The following is a 17507-nucleotide window of genomic DNA, read 5'->3' on the forward strand; positions in this document are numbered from 1 at the left end:
GGACTAGTCCTTCTTGGCCTCGTCGGCGTCGGCTGCGGTCGCGGTCTCGTCTTCGACGGCCTCGATCACTGCGTCTGCGTTCTCGACCTCTGCCTCGGTGGCGTCGGCCTCGACGGCCTCCACCACGTTCTCCTCGGCGGGGGCCTGCGAAGCCGCAACGCGACGAGCGCGGTCGGCCTCGGAGGTGACCGTCTTCTCCTGGACGAGCTCGATGATTGCCATCGGAGCGTTGTCGCCCTTACGGGGAATGGTCTTGATGATGCGGGTGTATCCGCCATTGCGGTCGGCGTAGAACGGACCGATCTCCGCGAACAGGGTGTGCACGACATCCTTGTTGCGGATCACCTTGAGAACCTCACGACGGTGCGCCAGGGTTCCAGCCTTGGCATGCGTCACGAGCTTCTCGGCGTACGGACGCAGGGCCTTGGCCTTGGCCTCCGTGGTGGTGATTCGGCCGTGCTCGAAAAGAGCAGTCGCCAGGTTGGCGAAGATCGCCTTCTGGTGCGACGCCGACCCGCCGAAGCGGGCACCCTTCTTGGGCTTGGGCATTGGAGCTCCTCTAGGGCTCGCCCAGCACATTTGCCCATGTGCCGGGGGCTACGGGTTAAAGCTGTTCGGTCTCGGCGTAGTCCTGCTCGGTCCCGTCAGCGTCGCTGAAGGAACCGGCATCCGTGTCGCTCCACGTCCCGGTGGCGGCGTCGTAGCCGGCAACGGTGGTGGGGTCGAAGGACGCAGGGCTGTCCTTGAGGGCGAGGCCGAGCGAATGGAGCTTGACCTTCACCTCGTCGATGGACTTCTGTCCGAAATTGCGGATGTCCAGCAGATCGGACTCGGTACGACCAACCAGCTCGCCGACGGTGTGAACACCCTCGCGCTTGAGGCAGTTGTAGGAACGGACCGTGAGGTCCAGATCCTCGATGGGGAGTCCGAAGGAAGCGATGTGATCGGCCTCGGCGGGCGAGGGTCCGATCTCGATGCCTTCTGCTTCGACGTTCAGCTCACGGGCCAGGCCGAAGAGCTCAACCAGGGTCTTGCCCGCCGAAGCGAGCGCATCCCGAGCGGTGATGGAATTCTTGGTCTCGACGTCGAGAATCAACCGATCGAAGTCGGTGCGCTGCTCGACGCGAGTGGCCTCCACCTTGTAGGTGACCTTGAGCACCGGCGAGTAGATCGAGTCGACCGGGATACGGCCGATCTCGGCGCCGGACGCCTTGTTCTGGACGGCGGGGACGTAGCCGCGACCGCGCTCGACAACGAGCTCGATCTCCAGCTTGCCCTTGTCGTTCAGGGTGGCGATGTGCAGATCCGGGTTGTTGACCGTGACACCTGCCGGCGGAACGATGTCGCCTGCAGTCACGGCACCGGGGCCCTGCTTGCGGACGTACATGGTGACCGGCTCGTCCTCTTCGGAGCTCACGACCAGGCCCTTGAGGTTCAGGATGATGTCGGTGACATCTTCCTTCACACCCGGGACGGTGGTGAACTCGTGCAGGACGCCGTCGATACGGATGCTGGTGACAGCAGCGCCGGGGATCGACGACAGCAGGGTGCGGCGCAGCGAATTGCCGAGGGTGTACCCGAAGCCTGGCTCGAGGGGCTCGATGACGAACTTCGAGCGGTTTTCAGCGATGACCTCTTCGGTCAGCGTGGGTCGCTGAGAAATGAGCATTGGATTTCCTCCTGTACGGGCGTCCGCTATATGACGCCCACGATGGGAAAGGCTTGGGGCCTGTGAGTGGCCGGCGAACCGGCCACTCACAGGCATTACGCCTTACTTCGAGTAGTACTCGACGATCAGCTGTTCCTGCAGCGGAACCTCGATCTGCGCACGCTCGGGGAGCTGGTGCACCAGGATGCGAAGACGTCCACCGACCACCTGCAGCCAACCCGGGATCGGGCGGTCGCCCTGGGTCTCGCGGGCGATCTGGAAGGGCAGCGTCGCCAGCGACTTCTCGCGGACATCGATGATGTCGTACTGCGAGACGCGGTAGCTGGGGATGTCGACCTTCTTGTTGTTCACGAGAAGGTGACCGTGCGTGACCAGCTGACGCGCCTGGCGGCGGGTGCGAGCGAGGCCTGCGCGGTACACGACGTTGTCGAGACGCGACTCCAGGATCTGGAGCAGGTTCTCACCGGTCTTACCGGGGCGGTTGACCGCCTCCTGGTAGTAGCGACGGAACTGCTTCTCCATGACGCCGTAGGTGAAGCGAGCCTTCTGCTTCTCCTGCAGCTGGAGCAGGTACTCGCTCTCCTTGATCCGCGCGCGGCCGTGCTGTCCCGGCGGGTACGGGCGCCGCTCGAACGCCTGGTCGCCTCCGACGAGGTCGACGCGCAGACGACGCGACTTGCGGGTGATGGGTCCGGTATAACGTGCCATGTTCTTTTACCTATCCTTCCCGCTACTTAAACCCGACGCCGCTTGGGCGGACGGCAGCCGTTGTGCGGCTGGGGGGTGACATCGGAGATGGTGCCGACCTCGAGGCCTGCAGCCTGCAGCGAGCGGATCGCGGTCTCGCGGCCCGAACCCGGACCCTTGACGAAGACGTCGACCTTCTTCACGCCGTGCTCCTGCGCCTTGCGGGCAGCGTTCTCAGCAGCGAGCTGAGCAGCGAACGGCGTCGACTTACGCGAGCCCTTGAAGCCCACGTGGCCCGACGACGCCCAGGAGATGACGTTGCCGGCCGGGTCGGTGATCGACACGATCGTGTTGTTGAAGGTGCTCTTGATGTGAGCGGCACCGTGCGGGACGTTCTTCTTGTCCCTGCGACGCGCCTTCTGGGTCTTCTTCGGACCGGTGCTACGTGACTTAGGAGGCATTACTTCTTCTTCCCTGCGACGGTGCGCTTCGGACCCTTACGGGTGCGCGCGTTGGTCTTGGTGCGCTGACCACGCACGGGCAGACCACGACGGTGGCGCAGGCCCTGGTAGCAGCCGATCTCGATCTTGCGACGGATGTCGGCCTGCACCTCGCGGCGCAGGTCGCCCTCAACCTTCACCGACTCCTCGATGTACTCGCGGAGCTTGGCGAGGTCCTCGTCGGTCAGGTCCTTGCTGCGCAGGTCCGGGTTGACACCCGTGGCAGACAGGATCTCCTTGGAGGTGGTACGGCCGATGCCGTAGATGTAGGTCAGTGCGATCTCCATGCGCTTTTCGCGAGGAAGATCGACACCTGCGAGACGTGCCATGTGGCATTCCTATCGGTGTGCGGAGGTCTGCTCCCAGTCCGTCCCCTGCGTAAGACTCTGCGTTCGAATCGCAGTGGGGCCCCGGCCTCCGTGCCGGGGGTAGACCGTTACCTGCCTTTGGGATATCTCCCTGGGCCCGGGTAGCGGTTGGTGCTGAGAGGTCTTCTTTGCGCTTGTTGCCAAGCAGATCTCGAAGAAGCCGTGAACTGCTGGGATTAACCCTGACGCTGCTTGTGACGCAGGTTCTCGCAGATCACCATGACGCGCCCGTTACGGCGAATCACCTTGCACTTCTCGCAGATCTTCTTGACGCTAGGCTGAACCTTCACGTTGCGTCTGATCTCCTGTTGTCTGTCCGCCGGACGGCGGACACAGTTTTCCCCGGCCGGGTGTGGCCGGGGAAGCTTCTACTTGTAGCGGTAAACGATGCGTCCACGCGACAGGTCGTAGGGCGACAGCTCCACGACCACGCGGTCCTCGGGAAGGATGCGAATGTAGTGCTGCCGCATCTTGCCGCTGATGTGTGCGAGGACCTTGTGGCCGTTTTCCAGCTCAATGCGGAACATCGCATTGGGCAGCGGCTCGACAACTCGTCCCTCGACCTCGATGGCCCCGTCCTTCTTAGCCATATCCTCCGCGATCCGTTGAGTGGCGTTTGGATGCATCGGCTACCGTCACCGGTATCCGCTACAGGGCGGCCCTGCAGGCGTTATCGGTCGAGAACGACTCCCCGGCACGAGGCCGGACAGGCAGACAACCGATACGCAGGGCGCACCGTTGATCCATCTTACCGACATTTCCCAACCAGGCCAAATGAGGCCTCGAGTCGGTACGACCGGCCGCCACCCGGAAGCGCCACGAAGCCTCGCCGGAGCCTCCGAGAAACCTCCGAGAAGGGATACGCACCGCACATGCGCGCACTCGTCCAACGCGTCACTTCGGCAGCCGTCGAGGTCGACGGCGAGGAGGTCGGCCGGATCGAGCCGGGCGACGGAGGGCAGGGACTGCTCGTCCTTCTCGGCGTCGGACACGACGACGACCCCACCGCAGCATCGAACCTCGCGCGACGAGTGTGGCGACTGCGCATCCTCGACGACGAGAAGTCCGCGTCCGATGTCGACGCGCCGATCCTCGTCGTCAGCCAGTTCACACTCATGGCCGACACCCGCCGCAGCCGCCGACCGTCGTGGTCCCCCGCCGCGCCCCGCGCCGTGGCCGAACCACTCGTCGACGCCTTCGCCGAAGCGCTCCGGGAACTGGGGGCCACCGTCGAGGCCGGCCGGTTCGGCGCAGACATGCGGGTCAGCCTCGTCAACGACGGACCGGTCACCGTCCTGCTCGACGGCTGACGCGCGGCCCGTCCGAGGAAAACGCAGAAACGCCGAACGGGCAGCGGGTGACCCACTGCCCGTTCGGCGTCTTCGAGATCTTCAGTTGTCCCCGGGACGCAGGGTGAGGATCCGCGGACCGTCCTCGGTCACCGCGACGGTGTGCTCCCAGTGGGCGGCACGGCTTCCGTCGGTGGTCACCACGGTCCAGTCGTCGCCCAACACCTCGGTCTCGTACGTACCGAGCGTGAGCATCGGCTCGATCGCGAGGACCGACCCGACAACCAGGTGCGGGCCCTTACCGGGGGCACCCTCGTTCGGCAGGAACGGATCCATGTGCATCTCACGGCCGATCGCGTGACCGCCGTAGCCGTCGACGATTCCGTACGCCCTGCCGTGCAGTTTCTCCGCTGCATGCGTGCCCAACTCGATGGCGTGCGAGACGTCGGTGAGCCGGTTGCCGTCGATCATGGCGGCGATACCGGCCTCCATCGAGAGCCGGGTCGCCTCGCTCAGCTGGGTGTCCGCTTCGCTGAGAGTGCCGACGCCGAACGTCCACGCGGAGTCGCCGTGCCAACCGTCGAGAATCGCCCCGCAGTCGATCGACACCAGATCGCCCTCGACCAGGATGTCGTCGGCGGACGGGATACCGTGCACGACCCGATCGTTGACCGACGAGCAGATGGATCCGGTGAACCCGTGGTATCCGAGGAACGACGGCACCGCGCCGGCGTCCCGGATGACGGATTCGGCGACCCGGTCGAGCTCGAGCGTGCTGACACCCGGCCTGGCCGCGTCCCGCACCGCCACGAGGGCGGCCCCGACGATCGCGCCCGCAGCCGCCATGGCGTCGAGCTCACCCGCCGTGCGGAACGGAACGACCTTGCGCTTGCGGCCGAATGCCATTACTTCCCCAGCGCGGCCAGGGCGCGGGCGTTGACCTCTTCGACAGCGCCGACAGCGTCGACGGTGACGATATGGCCGGCGTAGTAGTCGAGCAGGGGTGCGGTCTCCTCGCGGTAGACGCGCATGCGGTTACGGATGACGTCCTCGGTGTCGTCGGCGCGACCACGGGCGAGCATCCGCTCGACCACGACATCGTCGTCGACGTCGAACGCGAGCACACCGTCGAGCTTGGCGTCCAGGCCCTCGAGGATGCCCTCCAGCGCCTTCGCCTGATCCACCGTGCGCGGGAACCCGTCGAGCAGGAAGCCGTTGGCGGCGTCGGGCTCGGCCACGCGGGCCTTCACCATGTTGTTCGTGATCTCGCTGGGAACCAGGTCACCTGCGTCGAGGTACTTCTTGGCCTCGAGCCCCAGCGGGGTCTCCTGCCCGATGTTGGCGCGGAACAGATCTCCGGTGGAGATGTGCGGAACGCCCAGCTTCTCGGACAGGATCGCGGCCTGGGTGCCTTTACCGGCACCGGGAGGACCAAGGAGGACAAGTCTCACTTGAGGAACCCTTCATAGTTTCGCTGCATAAGCTGGCTCTCGATCTGCTTAACGGTATCGAGGCCCACACTGACCATAATCAGCACCGCGGTGCCACCGAACGGCAGGTTCGCTGCGCCGCCCGAATTGCCGATATCGAGGAACAGATTCGGCAGGACTGCGATGGTGCCGAGGTAGATGGCGCCCGGCAAGGTGATACGGCTCAGTACGTAGTTCAGGTAGTCGGCGGTCGGCCGGCCGGGACGGATGCCCGGGATGAAGCCACCGAACTTCTTCATCTCGTCCGCGCGTTCCTCCGGATTGAAGGTGATCGCGACGTAGAAGTACGTGAAGAAGACGATCATGCCGAAGTAGATCAGGATGTAGACCGGGTTGGCCGGGTTCACCAGGTACTCGTTGATGAAACGCTGCCACCAGCTCGGATCGGGGCTCGTGTTGGCACCGGTGAGCTGCGCGACCAGGTTCGGCAGGTACAGCAGGGACGACGCGAAGATCACCGGGATGACGCCGGCCTGGTTGACCTTCAGGGGCAGGTAGGTCGACGAACCGCCGTACATCTTGCGGCCGACCATCCGCTTCGCGTACTGCACCGGGATGCGCCGCTGGCCCTGCTCGACGAAGACGACACCGGCGATGATGGCCAGCGCGGCCACACACACGAGCGCGAACGTCAGTCCGCCGCGGCTGTCGAGGATCGTCTTGCCCTCGGACGGGATACGCGAGGCGATACCGGCGAAGATCAGCAGCGACATGCCGTTGCCGACACCGCGCTCGGTGATCAGCTCACCGAACCACATCACGAGCGCCGCGCCGGCGGTCATGACGAGGACGATGATGATCAGACCGAAGACGCTCTCGTCCGCGATGATCGACTGCGTACAGCCCTGCAACAGCTGCCCTCGCGCAGCGAGCGCGACGATGCCGGTGGACTGCAGGATCGCGAGCGCGATCGACAGGTAACGCGTGTACTGCGTCATCTTCGCCTGGCCCGATTGGCCCTCCTTGCGGAGTTCCTCGAACTTCGGGATGACGACGGTGAGCAGCTGCACGATGATGCTGGCCGTGATGTACGGCATGATGCCGATCGCGAACACCGACAGCTGCAGTAGCGCACCGCCGGAGAACAGGTTGATCAGCGAGTAGATGCCGGCGGACTCGCCACCCGACACCTGGTCGATACATGCACGGACATTGCCGTAGTCGACACCGGGAGAGGGCAGTGTCGCGCCGAGGCGATACAGGGCGACGAGACCGAGAGTGAAGAGGATCTTCCGCCTCAGGTCAGGCGTCCTGAGGGCCGAGACAAAGGCGGAAAGCAAAGATCCTCCTGGCGCACGACATACGGGGAGCCAAGTCGAATGACCCGTCCCATGGATTGCAGAACTCTAGAACTCTAACAGTGACACATGAAATCACAGCCCCGTTGCCTGGGGCCGGCTGCTCAACAGTATGCCGACAAGACACCCTGCAGAGCGGCGAATGGCCGCAACTCGACCCGATTGGGCAGAGTTGCGGCCATTCGACAGCTAGCTGAGCGAAATCACAGCTCGGTGGTGGTACCACCGGCAGCGGCGATCTTCTCCTTGGCAGCGCCGGAGAACTTGTTCGCGGTGACCTGAACGGCGACCGTGAGCTCACCCTCGGCGAGAACCTTCACGAGCTGGTTCTTGCGAACCGCACCAGCGGCAACGAGCTCGGCAACGCCGATCTGTCCACCCTCGGGGAACAGACGAGCGATGTCGCCGACGTTGACGACCTGGTACTCGGTGCGGAACGGGTTGGTGAAGCCCTTGAGCTTGGGCAGACGCATGTGCAGCGGCATCTGTCCACCCTCGAAGGCGGCCGACACGTTCTTCCGGGCCTTGGTGCCCTTCGTACCGCGACCGGCGGTCTTACCCTTCGAGCCCTCACCGCGACCGACGCGAGTCTTGTCGGTCTTGGCGCCGGGCGCGGGGCGCAGGTGGTGCAACTTGATGGTCATGGTTAGACCTCCTCAACTGTGACGAGGTGGCGCACCACGTTGATCAGACCGCGGTTCTGCGCGTTGTCCTCACGAACGACCGACTGGCGGATGCCCTTCAGTCCGAGGGTGCGCAGGCTGTCCCGCTGGTTCTGCTTGGTGCCGATGGTGCTCTTGACCTGAGTGACCTTGAGCTGTGCCATTACTTCACGCTCCCAGCCTGTGCACGAGCGCGCAGCATGCCGGCGGGGGCAACGTCCTCGATGGGCAGGCCACGGCGAGCCGCAACCTCTTCCGGACGCTGCAGACCCTTGAGGGCAGCAACGGTCGCGTGCACGACGTTGATGGCGTTGTCGCTACCGAGCGACTTGGCCAGGATGTCGGAGACACCCGCGCACTCGAGCACGGCACGCACCGCGCCACCGGCGATAACACCGGTACCGGGGCTTGCCGGACGCAGCATGACGACGCCGGCAGCGGCCTCGCCCTGCACCGGGTGCGTGATGGTGCTGCCGATGAGCGGCACGCGGAAGAAGCTCTTGCGAGCCTCCTCGACACCCTTCTGGATGGCCGCGGGAACTTCCTTGGCCTTTCCGTAGCCGACGCCGACGAGTCCGTTGCCGTCGCCCACGATCACCAGAGCGGTGAAGCTGAAGCGACGACCACCCTTGACGACCTTCGAGACGCGGTTGATGGAGACAACCCGCTCGATGAAGTTCGACTTCTCGGCAGCGTTGTCGCGGCGGTTGTCGCGACGGTCACGGCCGCCACGGTTGTCGCCACTGCCGCTGTTCGGCCCATTCTGTCCGGCGGGTCCGCTTCCGCCGTCACGCCTTTGACGTCCCGGCATCAGGCATTCCTTCCGTTAGTAACGTTGGTCATCAGAACTTCAACCCGCCTTCGCGAGCGGCGTCGGCCAGGGCCGCGATGCGACCCGTGTAGGTGTGGCCACCGCGGTCGAAGACCACGGTCTCCACGCCGGCTGCCTTGGCACGCTCGGCGATCAGCTGACCGACCTTCGCGCCACGGGCGCTCTTGTCGCCGTCCAGCGCACGCACGTCGGCCTCGATGGTCGACGCAGCAGCGAGGGTCTTGCCGGCCAGATCGTCCACCAGCTGCACGTGGATGTGCCGCGCGGAGCGGTTCACCACCAGACGGGGACGCTCCGGGGTGCCGGAGACCTTCTTGCGGAGACGGAAGTGACGACGCGCCTTCGACAGACGACGCGTCGTGGACGCGTCCTTGCCGAGCGGAATCCGCTTGGCTTTCTGATTTGCAGTCTGGCTCATATCACTTACCCGTCTTTCCGACCTTGCGACGGACCTGCTCACCCTCGTAGCGGATGCCCTTGCCCTTGTACGGGTCGGACTTGCGCAGACGACGGATGTTGGCCGCGATCTGGCCGACCTTCTGCTTGTCGATGCCGGTGATCGAGAACCGGGTCGGCGACTCGACAGCGAAGGTGATGCCCTCCGGAGCCTCGATCGGGACCGGGTGGCTGTAGCCGAGCGAGAACTCGAGGTCCTGGCCCTTCAGTGCCACACGGTAACCGACGCCGTGGATCTCCATCTTGGTGGTGTAACCAGCGGTAACACCGATGATCATGTTCTGCACCAGGGTGCGCGACAGACCGTGCAGCGCGCGGCTGCGACGCTCGTCGTCGGGACGGGTGACCTGAAGGGCACCGTCCTCCTGTGCGACCGAGATCGGCTCCGAGACGGTCATCGTCAGGGTGCCCTTGGGGCCCTTGACCGCGACGTCCTGTCCGGTGATGGTCACGTCGACGCCCGCGGGGACGGCGACCGGAATCTTTCCAATACGCGACATAGTGGTGGCCTCCCTTACCAGACGTAGGCGAGGACTTCCCCGCCCACTCCCTGATTGGCCGCCTGACGATCGGTGAGCAGGCCGGAAGACGTGGAGATGATCGCCACGCCGAGGCCGCCCAGGACCTTGGGCAGGTTGGTGGACTTCGCGTACACGCGCAGACCGGGCTTGGAAACACGGCGGACGCCGGCGAGGCTGCGCTCGCGGCTCGGGCCGTACTTGAGGTCGACGATCAGCGTCTTGCCGACCTCGGCATCCTCGGTGCGGTAGTCCGCGATGTAGCCCTCGCGCTTGAGGATCTCGGCGATGTTCGCCTTGATCTTCGAGTGCGGCAGCTTCACCTCGTCGTGGTACGCCGAGTTGGCATTACGCAGACGCGTCAAGAAGTCTGCGATCGGATCAGTCATGGTCATGAGTTGACCTGTGCACCTTTCTCGTTGGGGTTCCCATGCAACACCGGTCCCGGCCCCGCTCCCCCGACGAATCGGAGGGAGCGGGGCCGGCCCGGTCGTGGGCCTACAACGAAGTGGTTCTTACCTTCACCGTTCCGCGGGTGCGGAACGGAAGTCTGTGTAACCCGGAGTGGGTTACCAGGAGCTCTTGTGAACGCCCGGCAGTTCGCCGGCGTGTGCCATCTCGCGAACGCAGATACGGCACAGGCCGAACTTGCGGAACACCGCGTGCGGACGGCCGCACTTCTGGCAGCGGGTGTACGCGCGCACCGCGAACTTCGGCTTCTTGTTGGCCTTGTTGACCAGTGCCTTCTTAGCCATGGGCTCAGTTCTCCTTGAACGGGAAGCCGAGGTGCTTGAGCAGCGCACGGCCTTCTTCGTTGTTGGTGGCGGTGGTCACGACGGTGATGTCCATACCGCGCGGACGATCGATCTTGTCCACGTCGATCTCGTGGAACATCGACTGCTCGTTGAGGCCGAACGTGTAGTTGCCGTTGCCGTCGAACTGGGTGCCCGACAGACCGCGGAAGTCCCTGATACGGGGCAGCGCGATCGACACCAGGCGATCCAGGAACTCCCACATGCGGTCGCCACGCAGCGTGACGCGCGCGCCGATCGGCATGCCTTCACGCAGCTTGAACTGCGCGATGGACTTGCGGGCCTTGCGGATCTCGGGCTTCTGACCGGTGATCAGAGCGAGATCGGCAACCGCGCCGTTGATCAGCTTCGCGTCACGGGCGGCGTCGCCGACACCCATGTTGACGACGACCTTGACGACGCCGGGGATCTGCATGACGTTCGCGTAGTCGAACTCCGCGTTCAGCGCGTCCTTGATCTCCGCACGGTAGCGGGCCTTCAGGCGCGGCTGGGTCTTGTTCTCAGTGGAGGTCATGTCAGATGTCCTTCCCGTTCTTCCGGGAAATACGAACGTTCTTGCCGGTCTCCTCATCGGTGCGGTAGCCCACGCGAGTGGGGTTACCGTCCGAGTCGACGACCGCGACGTTGGAAACGTGGATCGGGGCTTCCTGCGTCACGATGCCGCCCGAGGAGGCGCCACGCTCGTTCGCAGAGACCGCGGTGTGCTTCTTGATGCGGTTCACGCCCTCGACCAGGACCTTGTTGGTCGCGGGGAAGGCCTGAATGACCTTGCCCTTCGCGCCCTTGTCCTTGCCGGAGATGACCAGCACGGTGTCACCCTTGTGCACCTTCATCACAGCACCTCCGGGGCGAGCGAGACGATCTTCATGAACTTCTTCTCGCGCAGCTCACGGCCGACGGGGCCGAAGATGCGGGTACCGCGAGGATCGTTGTCCGCCTTGATGATGACGGCAGCGTTCTCGTCGAACTTGATGTACGAGCCGTCCGGACGACGACGCTCCTTGGCGGTGCGGACGATGACGGCCTTGACGACCTCGCCCTTCTTCACGTTTCCACCCGGGACGGCGTCCTTGACGGTGGCGACAATGATGTCGCCGATCCCGGCGTAGCGACGAGACGAGCCACCGAGAACGCGGATGCAGAGAATCTCCTTGGCACCCGTGTTGTCGGCGACGCGCAGTCGCGACTCCTGCTGAATCACTAACTTCTCCTTGACCTGGCTTGTTTCGACCAGAACGAACCACAGTGGCTCGCGCTGATCATGCGCGGCAGATTTCCGACCCGACGCGCGCGGTCTGTACCCGCCGATGGTGGGGCCACCACTGCTTTCGCAGGGCAACCCCACCATCGTACTGGATACACTCTTCGGCTCTTACTTGGCCTTCTCGAGGACCTCGACCAGACGCCAGCGCTTGGTGGCCGACAACGGGCGGGTCTCCATCAGCTGCACGCGGTCGCCGATGCCGGCGACGCCGTTCTCGTCGTGCGCCTTGACCTTCGTGGTCCGACGGATGATCTTGCCGTAGAGCGGGTGCTTCACCCGGTCCTCGAGCTCGACCACGATGGTCTTTTCCATCTTGTCGGAGACCACGTAACCGGTGCGGACCTTGCGGCTGCCGCGCTCTTCGGTGCTGTTGGTGCTCACTGCCTTTTCCTCACTCATGCCGCGTCACCTGCGTCCGGACCAGCGGCCAGGCCGAGCTCACGCTCACGCAGGACGGTGTAGATGCGCGCAATCTCGTGACGGACCGTGCGCAGCCGGCGGTTGTTGTCCAGCTGACCGGTGGCCATCTGGAAGCGAAGGTTGAACAGCTCTTCCTTCGACTCGCGGAGCTTGGTGACCAATTCTTCTTCGGTCAGCTCGCGGAGCTCTGTAGCAGGGCTTGCGGTTGCCATCAGAACTGCTCCTCCCTCGTCACGATCCGGCACTTGCAGGGGAGCTTGTGCATCGCGCGGCGCAGGGCCTCACGAGCGATCTCCTCGTTCGGGTAGCTCATCTCGAACATCACCCGTCCGGGCTTGACGTTCGCGATCCACCACTCCGGCGAACCCTTACCGGAACCCATGCGGGTCTCGGCAGGCTTCTTGGTGAGCGGGCGATCCGGGAAGATGTTGATCCAGATCTTGCCGCCACGCTTGATGTGCCGGGTCATGGCGATACGAGCGGACTCGATCTGCCGGTTGGTGATGTAGGCCGGCTCGAGAGCCTGGATGCCGTACTCACCGAAGGTCACCTGGGTCCCACCCTTGGCGGCACCCGAACGGCTCGGATGGTGCTGCTTGCGGTGCTTGACCCGCCGGGGGATCAACATGCGTCAGCCCTCCTTCTGTTCAGTCGAAGCGGGTGCATCGGCGGTGGCGGTCGCAGCGCGACCGGCCTCGGTGCTGGTCGCGGTGGTGCCTGCGGCACCGGAGCGACGCGGACGGCTCGGACGCTCGCGGCGCGGGCGGTCCGACGGTGCAGCAGCGCCTGCGGCCAGCTCACGCTTGCCACCGACGATGTCGCCCTTGTAGATCCAGACCTTCACGCCGATGCGACCGAAGGTGGTCTTGGCCTCGTAGAGGCCGTAGTCGATGTCCGCACGCAGCGTGTGCAGCGGAACGCGACCCTCACGGTAGAACTCCGAGCGGCTCATCTCGGCGCCGCCGAGGCGACCCGAGCACTGCACGCGGATGCCCTTGACGTTCGGCTGACGCATGGCCGACTGGATGGCCTTGCGCATGGCGCGACGGAACGCGACACGGTTCGAGAGCTGCTCGGCGACACCCTGTGCCACCAGCTGGGCCTCGGCCTCTGCGTTCTTGACCTCGAGGATGTTCAGCTGGACCTGCTTGCCGGTCAGCTTCTCGAGCTCGGCGCGGATGCGATCGGCCTCGGCGCCGCGGCGGCCGATGACGATGCCCGGGCGTGCGGTGTGGATGTCCACACGCACACGGTCACGGGTGCGCTCGATCTCGACCTTCGCGATGCCGGCCCGCTCCATGCCCGTGGCGAGGAGCTTACGGATCGCGACGTCTTCCTTGACGTACTCCGCGTACTGCTTGTCTGCGTACCAGCGCGACTTCCAGTCGGTCGTGATGCCGAGACGGAAGCCGTGCGGGTTGATCTTCTGGCCCACTACTGACCACTTCCCTTCCGGCGGTTACGGCCCGAGGCACCGGACACGTTGGCCCGGCTCTCCACGATGACCGTGATGTGGCTCGAACGCTTACGGATCCGGAAGGCCCGGCCCTGTGCGCGCGGCTGGAACCGCTTGAGGGTCGCACCCTCGTCCACGTACGCGGTCGCGACGACCAGCGTGGAGGGATCGAGGTTCAGGTTGTTCTGGGCGTTGGCAGCTGCGCTGGCGATCACCTTGGCGACCGGCTCGCTGGCGGCCTGCGGCGCGAACTTGAGGATCGACAGTGCGTCCTCGACCGAGCGGCCGCGGACCAGGTCCACGACACGGCGCGCCTTCATGGGGGTCACGCGCACGTGGCGCGCGACCGCCTTCGCAGTGGGGTTCTGTGTTTCAGTACTCATCGACGCTTGCTCTTCCGGTCGTCCTTGATGTGGCCCTTGAACGTCCTGGTCGGTGCAAACTCTCCGAGCTTGTGGCCAACCATCGAGTCCGAGACGAACACCGGAACGTGCTTGCGTCCGTCGTGGACGGCAAACGTGTGACCGATGAAGTCCGGAATGATCGTGGAACGACGGCTCCAGGTCTTGATGACCTGCTTGGTGCCCTTCTCGTTCTGCACGTCCACCTTCGCAAGGAGGTGGTCATCGACGAACGGGCCCTTCTTAAGGCTGCGTGGCATCCTTCACTCCCTCCTTGACTAGCGCTTCTTGCCGGTACGGCGACGACGGACGATGAGCTTGTCGCTCGCCTTGTTCTTGCGGGTGCGGCCCTCGGGCTTGCCCCAGGGGCTGACCGGGTGGCGACCACCGGAGGTCTTACCCTCACCACCACCGTGCGGGTGGTCGACCGGGTTCATGACCACACCACGGACGGTCGGGCGCTTGCCCTTCCAGCGCATGCGGCCGGCCTTGCCCCAGTTGATGTTCGACTGCTCGGCGTTGCCGACCTCGCCGACGGTTGCGCGGCAGCGCACGTCGACGCGACGGATTTCACCGGACGGCATACGCAGCGTGGCGTAGGTGCCTTCCTTGCCCAGCAGCTGGATGCTGGCGCCGGCGGAACGGGCCATCTTGGCGCCGCCACCCGGACGCAGCTCGACTGCGTGGATGGTGGTACCGGTGGGGATGTTGCGCAGCGGCAGGTTGTTGCCCGGCTTGATGTCGGCGGTAGCGCCGGACTCGATCGGGGCGCCCTGCACCAGGCCCTTGGGGGCGATGATGTAGCGCTTCTCGCCGTCCGCGTAGTGCAGCAGCGCGATGCGAGCGGTGCGGTTGGGGTCGTACTCGATGTGAGCGACCTTGGCCGGCACGCCGTCCTTGTCGTTGCGACGGAAGTCGATCAACCGGTAGGCGCGCTTGTGACCGCCACCCTTGTGACGGGTGGTGATGCGACCGTGGGCGTTACGACCACCGCGACCGTGCAGCGGGCGAACCAGCGACTTCTCGGGCGTCGACCGAGTGATCTCGGCGAAGTCCGAGACGCTCGAGCCGCGGCGGCCCGGGGTAGTCGGCTTGTACTTACGGATTGCCATGAGTCTTCTCGTCCTCTATATCTCGTCAAGTCCCGCCCGCTTACGCGACCGGGCCTCCGAAGATCTCGATGGGCTTGCTGTCGGCCGAGAGGGTCACGAGCGCACGCTTGGTGTCCTTGCGCTTGCCGTAACCGAAACGGGTCCGCTTGCGCTTGCCCTGACGGTTGGCGGTGTTGACGCTGGTCACCGTGACGCCGAAGACCTTCTCGACGGCGATCTTGATCTGCGTCTTGTTCGAGTCCGGGTGCACCAGGAAGGTGTAGGTGCCTTCCTCGATCAGTCCGTAGGACTTCTCGGAGATGACCGGGGCCAGCAAGATGTCGCGGGGGTCGGCGATGGTGGTCACTTGCTCTCCTCCTCGTTCTTGGCCGGGCCCGCGATGAAGGTGTTCAGAGCCTCGAGGCTGAACACGACGTCATCGCTGTTGAGCACGTCGTAGGTGTTGAGCTGGTCGGGTGCGATGGGGTGCACGCCTTCCAGGTTCTGCACGCTCTTCCAGGCGGCGATGTCCTCGCGCCCGACGACCAGCAGAAGCTTCTTGCGATCCGAGATCTCACCCAGGAACGACTTCGCCGACTTGGTGGACGGGACCTGCCCGGCGACCAGCTCGGTGATGACGTGGATGCGCTCGTTGCGGGCCCGATCGGAGAGGGCGCCACGGAGAGCGGCAGCCTTCATCTTCTTGGGGGTGCGCTGGCTGTAGTCACGGGGCTGCGGGCCGTGGACGATGCCACCGCCGGCGAACTGCGGCGCACGGGTCGAGCCCTGACGTGCGCGGCCGGTGCCCTTCTGGCGGTACGGCTTCTTGCCACCACCGCGGACCTCGCCGCGGGTCTTGGTGGAGTGGGTGCCCTGACGTGCGGCGGCGAGCTGCGCGACAACGACCTGATGCATCAGAGCGATGTTCGCGGTCGCGTCGAAGATCTCCGAGGGGAGATCGACAGTGCCGTTGGTCTTGCCACCGGCAGCCTTGACGTCCAGGGTCAGCTTGGTTGCGGTCTCGGTCATGCCGACGCACCACCCTTCACTGCGGTCTTGACGATCACGAGGCCACCCTTGCGGCCGGGGATCGCACCCTTGATCAGCAGCAGACCGTTCTCGGCATCCACCTTGTGGACCGAGAGGTTCTGCGTCGTGATGCGGTCGGAGCCCATGCGGCCCGACATGCGCATGCCCTTGAACACGCGACCGGGGGTGGCACAGCCACCGATGGAACCCGGGCGACGGTGAACGGCCTGCGCACCGTGGGAAGCACCCTGACCGGCGAAGCCGTGACGCTTCATGGTGCCGGCGAAGCCCTTGCCCTTGCTGGTGCCGGTGACGTCGACGTATGCGCCGTCCTCGAAGACCTCAGCCGTGAGCTCCTGGCCGACCTCGTACTCGGAGGCGTCGGCAACGCGGAGCTCGACGATGTGGCGGCGCGGGGTGACGCCGGCCTTGGCGAACTGGCCGGAGACCGGCTTGTTCACCTTGCGCGGGTCGATGGCGCCGAAGGCCAGCTGCACAGCGCTGTAGCCGTCACGCTCTTCGGTCCGGATCTGGGTAACCACGTTCGGTCCGGCCTTGACGACGGTGACCGGGACGACCCGGTTGTTCTCGTCGAAGACCTGGGTCATGCCGAGCTTGGTGCCCAGGATTCCCTTGATCTGATTAGTCATTTGATATCTCCGCTGCGTCTTCCCAAGCTCACTGGATGTTCACGTCGACGCTGGCCGGAAGGTCGATGCGCATGAGCGCGTCGACCGTCTTCGGCGTCGGGTCGAGGATGTCGATCAGCCGCTTGTGAGTACGCATCTCGAAGTGCTCGCGCGAGTCCTTGTACTTGTGCGGCGAGCGGATGACGCAGTACACGTTCTTCTCGGTAGGCAACGGCACCGGGCCGACCACGCGGGCCCCGGTACGGGTCACCGTCTCGACGATCTTGCGCGCTGACGCGTCGATCGCCTCATGGTCATAGGCCTTGAGCCTGATGCGGATCTTCTGTCCCGCCACGCTTAGTGTCCTTTTCTTGCCGCGTTTCGTAGAACCCGAACGAGCCGGGGACTACCTCGTCTGCACAGTCCCCGGACTGAAACACGACACGAACATTGGAATGGCGATCGAGACATCACTCGATCCGCTGCCGCTGTTCATCTGTCATGGTTCTCCGGTCCACGCGGTCGGGCGTGTCGCCCTGCCACTCATTCCCGGGCCCCGGAAATCTCTCTCCAGGAGCCTCGGAAACTCGAACCGGATGCACCCGTAATGGGTACAAAGCTGGGTACTGCTTCCGT

The 17507-nt window shown here is 64.9% G+C and carries 32 protein-coding genes; 1 reads left to right on the forward strand and 31 read right to left on the reverse strand.

The window, feature by feature from the left end; all coding sequences use genetic code 11:
* Nucleotides 1-3: 3 nt before the first annotated feature.
* From rplQ to infA, 7 genes are all read right to left on the reverse strand, one after another.
* Entirely contained in the window at nucleotides 4-549 is a 546-nt protein-coding gene (gene rplQ / locus J2X34_RS00325; RefSeq protein ID WP_114718867.1) for a 50S ribosomal protein L17, read from the reverse strand.
* A gap of 55 nt (nucleotides 550-604) precedes the next feature.
* Nucleotides 605-1669 carry a DNA-directed RNA polymerase subunit alpha gene (locus J2X34_RS00330; RefSeq protein ID WP_114718866.1) on the reverse strand — a complete coding sequence of 355 codons (1065 nt, stop codon included), beginning with the start codon at nucleotides 1667-1669 and terminating at the stop codon, nucleotides 605-607.
* Between the two features lie 102 nt (nucleotides 1670-1771).
* Nucleotides 1772-2377 carry a 30S ribosomal protein S4 gene (gene rpsD, locus J2X34_RS00335; RefSeq protein WP_114718865.1) on the reverse strand — a complete coding sequence of 202 codons (606 nt, stop codon included), beginning with the start codon at nucleotides 2375-2377 and terminating at the stop codon, nucleotides 1772-1774.
* Between the two features lie 26 nt (nucleotides 2378-2403).
* Nucleotides 2404-2817 carry a 30S ribosomal protein S11 gene (gene rpsK / locus J2X34_RS00340; RefSeq protein WP_005239680.1) on the reverse strand — a complete coding sequence of 138 codons (414 nt, stop codon included), beginning with the start codon at nucleotides 2815-2817 and terminating at the stop codon, nucleotides 2404-2406.
* The gene (gene rpsM, locus J2X34_RS00345) at nucleotides 2817-3185 is read right to left on the reverse strand and encodes a 30S ribosomal protein S13 (RefSeq protein ID WP_114718864.1); all 369 of its coding nucleotides are present in this window, start codon (nucleotides 3183-3185) and stop codon (nucleotides 2817-2819) included. The genes rpsK and rpsM overlap by 1 nt, the downstream gene beginning before the upstream one ends.
* A gap of 215 nt (nucleotides 3186-3400) precedes the next feature.
* Nucleotides 3401-3514, reverse strand: a complete 114-nt coding sequence (rpmJ, locus tag J2X34_RS00350) for a 50S ribosomal protein L36 (RefSeq protein ID WP_003938068.1) — start codon at nucleotides 3512-3514, stop codon at nucleotides 3401-3403.
* A gap of 78 nt (nucleotides 3515-3592) precedes the next feature.
* A complete protein-coding gene (infA, locus tag J2X34_RS00355) occupies nucleotides 3593-3814 on the reverse strand; it encodes a translation initiation factor IF-1 (protein WP_003418601.1) in 222 nt (73 codons plus the stop codon).
* Nucleotides 3815-4096: 282 nt separating this feature from the next.
* On the opposite strand from infA, the gene dtd reads away from it, so the two are divergent.
* Nucleotides 4097-4534: a D-aminoacyl-tRNA deacylase gene (gene dtd / locus J2X34_RS00360; protein ID WP_114718863.1), complete on the forward strand. Its 438-nt coding sequence runs from the start codon at nucleotides 4097-4099 to the stop codon at nucleotides 4532-4534.
* Nucleotides 4535-4615: 81 nt separating this feature from the next.
* Here the strand turns inward: dtd and map are convergent, their stop codons facing one another.
* The 24 genes from map to rpsJ form a co-directional block, all read right to left on the reverse strand.
* Nucleotides 4616-5419: a type I methionyl aminopeptidase gene (gene map / locus J2X34_RS00365; RefSeq protein ID WP_429515834.1), complete on the reverse strand. Its 804-nt coding sequence runs from the start codon at nucleotides 5417-5419 to the stop codon at nucleotides 4616-4618.
* On the reverse strand, nucleotides 5419-5964 hold the full coding sequence (locus tag J2X34_RS00370; RefSeq protein ID WP_114718861.1) for an adenylate kinase: 546 nt from the start codon (nucleotides 5962-5964) through the stop codon (nucleotides 5419-5421). Before J2X34_RS00370 ends, map begins: the two co-directional genes overlap by 1 nt.
* Nucleotides 5961-7283 (reverse strand): preprotein translocase subunit SecY, encoded by a 1323-nt coding sequence (gene secY, locus J2X34_RS00375; RefSeq protein ID WP_429515835.1) that lies wholly within the window; start codon nucleotides 7281-7283, stop codon nucleotides 5961-5963. The genes J2X34_RS00370 and secY overlap by 4 nt, the downstream gene beginning before the upstream one ends.
* 221 nt (nucleotides 7284-7504) lie before the next feature.
* Nucleotides 7505-7945, reverse strand: coding sequence for a 50S ribosomal protein L15 (gene rplO, locus J2X34_RS00380; RefSeq protein WP_114718859.1), 441 nt, complete (start codon nucleotides 7943-7945; stop codon nucleotides 7505-7507).
* A 2-nt stretch (nucleotides 7946-7947) separates the two neighbouring features.
* Nucleotides 7948-8127 (reverse strand): 50S ribosomal protein L30, encoded by a 180-nt coding sequence (gene rpmD, locus J2X34_RS00385; RefSeq protein WP_114718858.1) that lies wholly within the window; start codon nucleotides 8125-8127, stop codon nucleotides 7948-7950.
* Nucleotides 8127-8774, reverse strand: coding sequence for a 30S ribosomal protein S5 (gene rpsE / locus J2X34_RS00390; RefSeq protein WP_114718857.1), 648 nt, complete (start codon nucleotides 8772-8774; stop codon nucleotides 8127-8129). Before rpsE ends, rpmD begins: the two co-directional genes overlap by 1 nt.
* Before the next feature lie 31 nt (nucleotides 8775-8805).
* The gene (gene rplR, locus J2X34_RS00395; RefSeq protein ID WP_114718856.1) at nucleotides 8806-9213 is read right to left on the reverse strand and encodes a 50S ribosomal protein L18; all 408 of its coding nucleotides are present in this window, start codon (nucleotides 9211-9213) and stop codon (nucleotides 8806-8808) included.
* 1 nt (nucleotide 9214) lies between these two features.
* Nucleotides 9215-9751, reverse strand: a complete 537-nt coding sequence (gene rplF, locus J2X34_RS00400; RefSeq protein ID WP_114718855.1) for a 50S ribosomal protein L6 — start codon at nucleotides 9749-9751, stop codon at nucleotides 9215-9217.
* Between the two features lie 14 nt (nucleotides 9752-9765).
* The gene (gene rpsH / locus J2X34_RS00405) at nucleotides 9766-10164 is read right to left on the reverse strand and encodes a 30S ribosomal protein S8 (RefSeq protein ID WP_031937772.1); all 399 of its coding nucleotides are present in this window, start codon (nucleotides 10162-10164) and stop codon (nucleotides 9766-9768) included.
* A gap of 174 nt (nucleotides 10165-10338) precedes the next feature.
* Nucleotides 10339-10524 carry a type Z 30S ribosomal protein S14 gene (locus tag J2X34_RS00410; protein WP_107982812.1) on the reverse strand — a complete coding sequence of 62 codons (186 nt, stop codon included), beginning with the start codon at nucleotides 10522-10524 and terminating at the stop codon, nucleotides 10339-10341.
* Between the two features lie 4 nt (nucleotides 10525-10528).
* Nucleotides 10529-11095: a 50S ribosomal protein L5 gene (rplE, locus tag J2X34_RS00415; RefSeq protein ID WP_114718854.1), complete on the reverse strand. Its 567-nt coding sequence runs from the start codon at nucleotides 11093-11095 to the stop codon at nucleotides 10529-10531.
* A gap of 1 nt (nucleotide 11096) precedes the next feature.
* A complete protein-coding gene (rplX, locus tag J2X34_RS00420; RefSeq protein WP_114718853.1) occupies nucleotides 11097-11414 on the reverse strand; it encodes a 50S ribosomal protein L24 in 318 nt (105 codons plus the stop codon).
* Nucleotides 11414-11782 (reverse strand): 50S ribosomal protein L14, encoded by a 369-nt coding sequence (rplN, locus tag J2X34_RS00425; RefSeq protein WP_114718852.1) that lies wholly within the window; start codon nucleotides 11780-11782, stop codon nucleotides 11414-11416. Before rplN ends, rplX begins: the two co-directional genes overlap by 1 nt.
* A 171-nt stretch (nucleotides 11783-11953) precedes the next feature.
* Complete coding sequence (gene rpsQ, locus J2X34_RS00430) at nucleotides 11954-12244, reverse strand: 30S ribosomal protein S17 (protein ID WP_114718851.1); 291 nt, start codon at nucleotides 12242-12244, stop codon at nucleotides 11954-11956.
* The gene (rpmC, locus tag J2X34_RS00435; RefSeq protein WP_114718850.1) at nucleotides 12241-12477 is read right to left on the reverse strand and encodes a 50S ribosomal protein L29; all 237 of its coding nucleotides are present in this window, start codon (nucleotides 12475-12477) and stop codon (nucleotides 12241-12243) included. Before rpmC ends, rpsQ begins: the two co-directional genes overlap by 4 nt.
* Entirely contained in the window at nucleotides 12477-12893 is a 417-nt protein-coding gene (rplP, locus tag J2X34_RS00440) for a 50S ribosomal protein L16 (protein ID WP_114718849.1), read from the reverse strand. Before rplP ends, rpmC begins: the two co-directional genes overlap by 1 nt.
* A gap of 3 nt (nucleotides 12894-12896) precedes the next feature.
* Nucleotides 12897-13700: a 30S ribosomal protein S3 gene (gene rpsC / locus J2X34_RS00445; RefSeq protein ID WP_114718848.1), complete on the reverse strand. Its 804-nt coding sequence runs from the start codon at nucleotides 13698-13700 to the stop codon at nucleotides 12897-12899.
* Nucleotides 13700-14104, reverse strand: coding sequence for a 50S ribosomal protein L22 (gene rplV, locus J2X34_RS00450; protein ID WP_114718847.1), 405 nt, complete (start codon nucleotides 14102-14104; stop codon nucleotides 13700-13702). Before rplV ends, rpsC begins: the two co-directional genes overlap by 1 nt.
* Complete coding sequence (gene rpsS, locus J2X34_RS00455) at nucleotides 14101-14382, reverse strand: 30S ribosomal protein S19 (RefSeq protein ID WP_005518370.1); 282 nt, start codon at nucleotides 14380-14382, stop codon at nucleotides 14101-14103. Before rpsS ends, rplV begins: the two co-directional genes overlap by 4 nt.
* 18 nt (nucleotides 14383-14400) lie before the next feature.
* Nucleotides 14401-15234, reverse strand: a complete 834-nt coding sequence (gene rplB / locus J2X34_RS00460) for a 50S ribosomal protein L2 (RefSeq protein WP_114718846.1) — start codon at nucleotides 15232-15234, stop codon at nucleotides 14401-14403.
* Between the two features lie 40 nt (nucleotides 15235-15274).
* Nucleotides 15275-15580 carry a 50S ribosomal protein L23 gene (rplW, locus tag J2X34_RS00465; RefSeq protein ID WP_005518367.1) on the reverse strand — a complete coding sequence of 102 codons (306 nt, stop codon included), beginning with the start codon at nucleotides 15578-15580 and terminating at the stop codon, nucleotides 15275-15277.
* Nucleotides 15577-16242, reverse strand: coding sequence for a 50S ribosomal protein L4 (rplD, locus tag J2X34_RS00470; RefSeq protein ID WP_114718845.1), 666 nt, complete (start codon nucleotides 16240-16242; stop codon nucleotides 15577-15579). The genes rplW and rplD overlap by 4 nt, the downstream gene beginning before the upstream one ends.
* Nucleotides 16239-16892, reverse strand: a complete 654-nt coding sequence (gene rplC, locus J2X34_RS00475; protein ID WP_114718844.1) for a 50S ribosomal protein L3 — start codon at nucleotides 16890-16892, stop codon at nucleotides 16239-16241. Before rplC ends, rplD begins: the two co-directional genes overlap by 4 nt.
* A gap of 28 nt (nucleotides 16893-16920) precedes the next feature.
* On the reverse strand, nucleotides 16921-17226 hold the full coding sequence (gene rpsJ / locus J2X34_RS00480; RefSeq protein WP_003938093.1) for a 30S ribosomal protein S10: 306 nt from the start codon (nucleotides 17224-17226) through the stop codon (nucleotides 16921-16923).
* Nucleotides 17227-17507: the final 281 nt, after the last annotated feature.

The organism is Rhodococcus sp. BE178 (assembly GCF_050433545.1).
GTDB lineage: Bacteria > Actinomycetota > Actinomycetes > Mycobacteriales > Mycobacteriaceae > Prescottella.

Coding starts and splice junctions, on each gene's coding strand:
- rplQ (WP_114718867.1), bottom strand. CDS start 549: ATGCCCAAGCCCAAGAAGGGTGCCCGCTTCGGCGGGTCGGCGTCGCAC.
- J2X34_RS00330 (WP_114718866.1), bottom strand. CDS start 1,669: ATGCTCATTTCTCAGCGACCCACGCTGACCGAAGAGGTCATCGCTGAA.
- rpsD (WP_114718865.1), bottom strand. CDS start 2,377: ATGGCACGTTATACCGGACCCATCACCCGCAAGTCGCGTCGTCTGCGC.
- rpsK (WP_005239680.1), bottom strand. CDS start 2,817: ATGCCTCCTAAGTCACGTAGCACCGGTCCGAAGAAGACCCAGAAGGCG.
- rpsM (WP_114718864.1), bottom strand. CDS start 3,185: ATGGCACGTCTCGCAGGTGTCGATCTTCCTCGCGAAAAGCGCATGGAG.
- infA (WP_003418601.1), bottom strand. CDS start 3,814: ATGGCTAAGAAGGACGGGGCCATCGAGGTCGAGGGACGAGTTGTCGAG.
- dtd (WP_114718863.1), top strand. CDS start 4,097: ATGCGCGCACTCGTCCAACGCGTCACTTCGGCAGCCGTCGAGGTCGAC.
- map (WP_429515834.1), bottom strand. CDS start 5,419: ATGGCATTCGGCCGCAAGCGCAAGGTCGTTCCGTTCCGCACGGCGGGT.
- rplO (WP_114718859.1), bottom strand. CDS start 7,945: ATGACCATCAAGTTGCACCACCTGCGCCCCGCGCCCGGCGCCAAGACC.
- rpmD (WP_114718858.1), bottom strand. CDS start 8,127: ATGGCACAGCTCAAGGTCACTCAGGTCAAGAGCACCATCGGCACCAAG.
- rpsE (WP_114718857.1), bottom strand. CDS start 8,774: ATGCCGGGACGTCAAAGGCGTGACGGCGGAAGCGGACCCGCCGGACAG.
- rplR (WP_114718856.1), bottom strand. CDS start 9,213: ATGAGCCAGACTGCAAATCAGAAAGCCAAGCGGATTCCGCTCGGCAAG.
- rplF (WP_114718855.1), bottom strand. CDS start 9,751: ATGTCGCGTATTGGAAAGATTCCGGTCGCCGTCCCCGCGGGCGTCGAC.
- rpsH (WP_031937772.1), bottom strand. CDS start 10,164: ATGACCATGACTGATCCGATCGCAGACTTCTTGACGCGTCTGCGTAAT.
- J2X34_RS00410 (WP_107982812.1), bottom strand. CDS start 10,524: ATGGCTAAGAAGGCACTGGTCAACAAGGCCAACAAGAAGCCGAAGTTC.
- rplE (WP_114718854.1), bottom strand. CDS start 11,095: ATGACCTCCACTGAGAACAAGACCCAGCCGCGCCTGAAGGCCCGCTAC.
- rplX (WP_114718853.1), bottom strand. CDS start 11,414: ATGAAGGTGCACAAGGGTGACACCGTGCTGGTCATCTCCGGCAAGGAC.
- rpsQ (WP_114718851.1), bottom strand. CDS start 12,244: ATGAGTGAGGAAAAGGCAGTGAGCACCAACAGCACCGAAGAGCGCGGC.
- rpmC (WP_114718850.1), bottom strand. CDS start 12,477: ATGGCAACCGCAAGCCCTGCTACAGAGCTCCGCGAGCTGACCGAAGAA.
- rplP (WP_114718849.1), bottom strand. CDS start 12,893: ATGTTGATCCCCCGGCGGGTCAAGCACCGCAAGCAGCACCATCCGAGC.
- rplV (WP_114718847.1), bottom strand. CDS start 14,104: ATGAGTACTGAAACACAGAACCCCACTGCGAAGGCGGTCGCGCGCCAC.
- rpsS (WP_005518370.1), bottom strand. CDS start 14,382: ATGCCACGCAGCCTTAAGAAGGGCCCGTTCGTCGATGACCACCTCCTT.
- rplB (WP_114718846.1), bottom strand. CDS start 15,234: ATGGCAATCCGTAAGTACAAGCCGACTACCCCGGGCCGCCGCGGCTCG.
- rplD (WP_114718845.1), bottom strand. CDS start 16,242: ATGACCGAGACCGCAACCAAGCTGACCCTGGACGTCAAGGCTGCCGGT.
- rplC (WP_114718844.1), bottom strand. CDS start 16,892: ATGACTAATCAGATCAAGGGAATCCTGGGCACCAAGCTCGGCATGACC.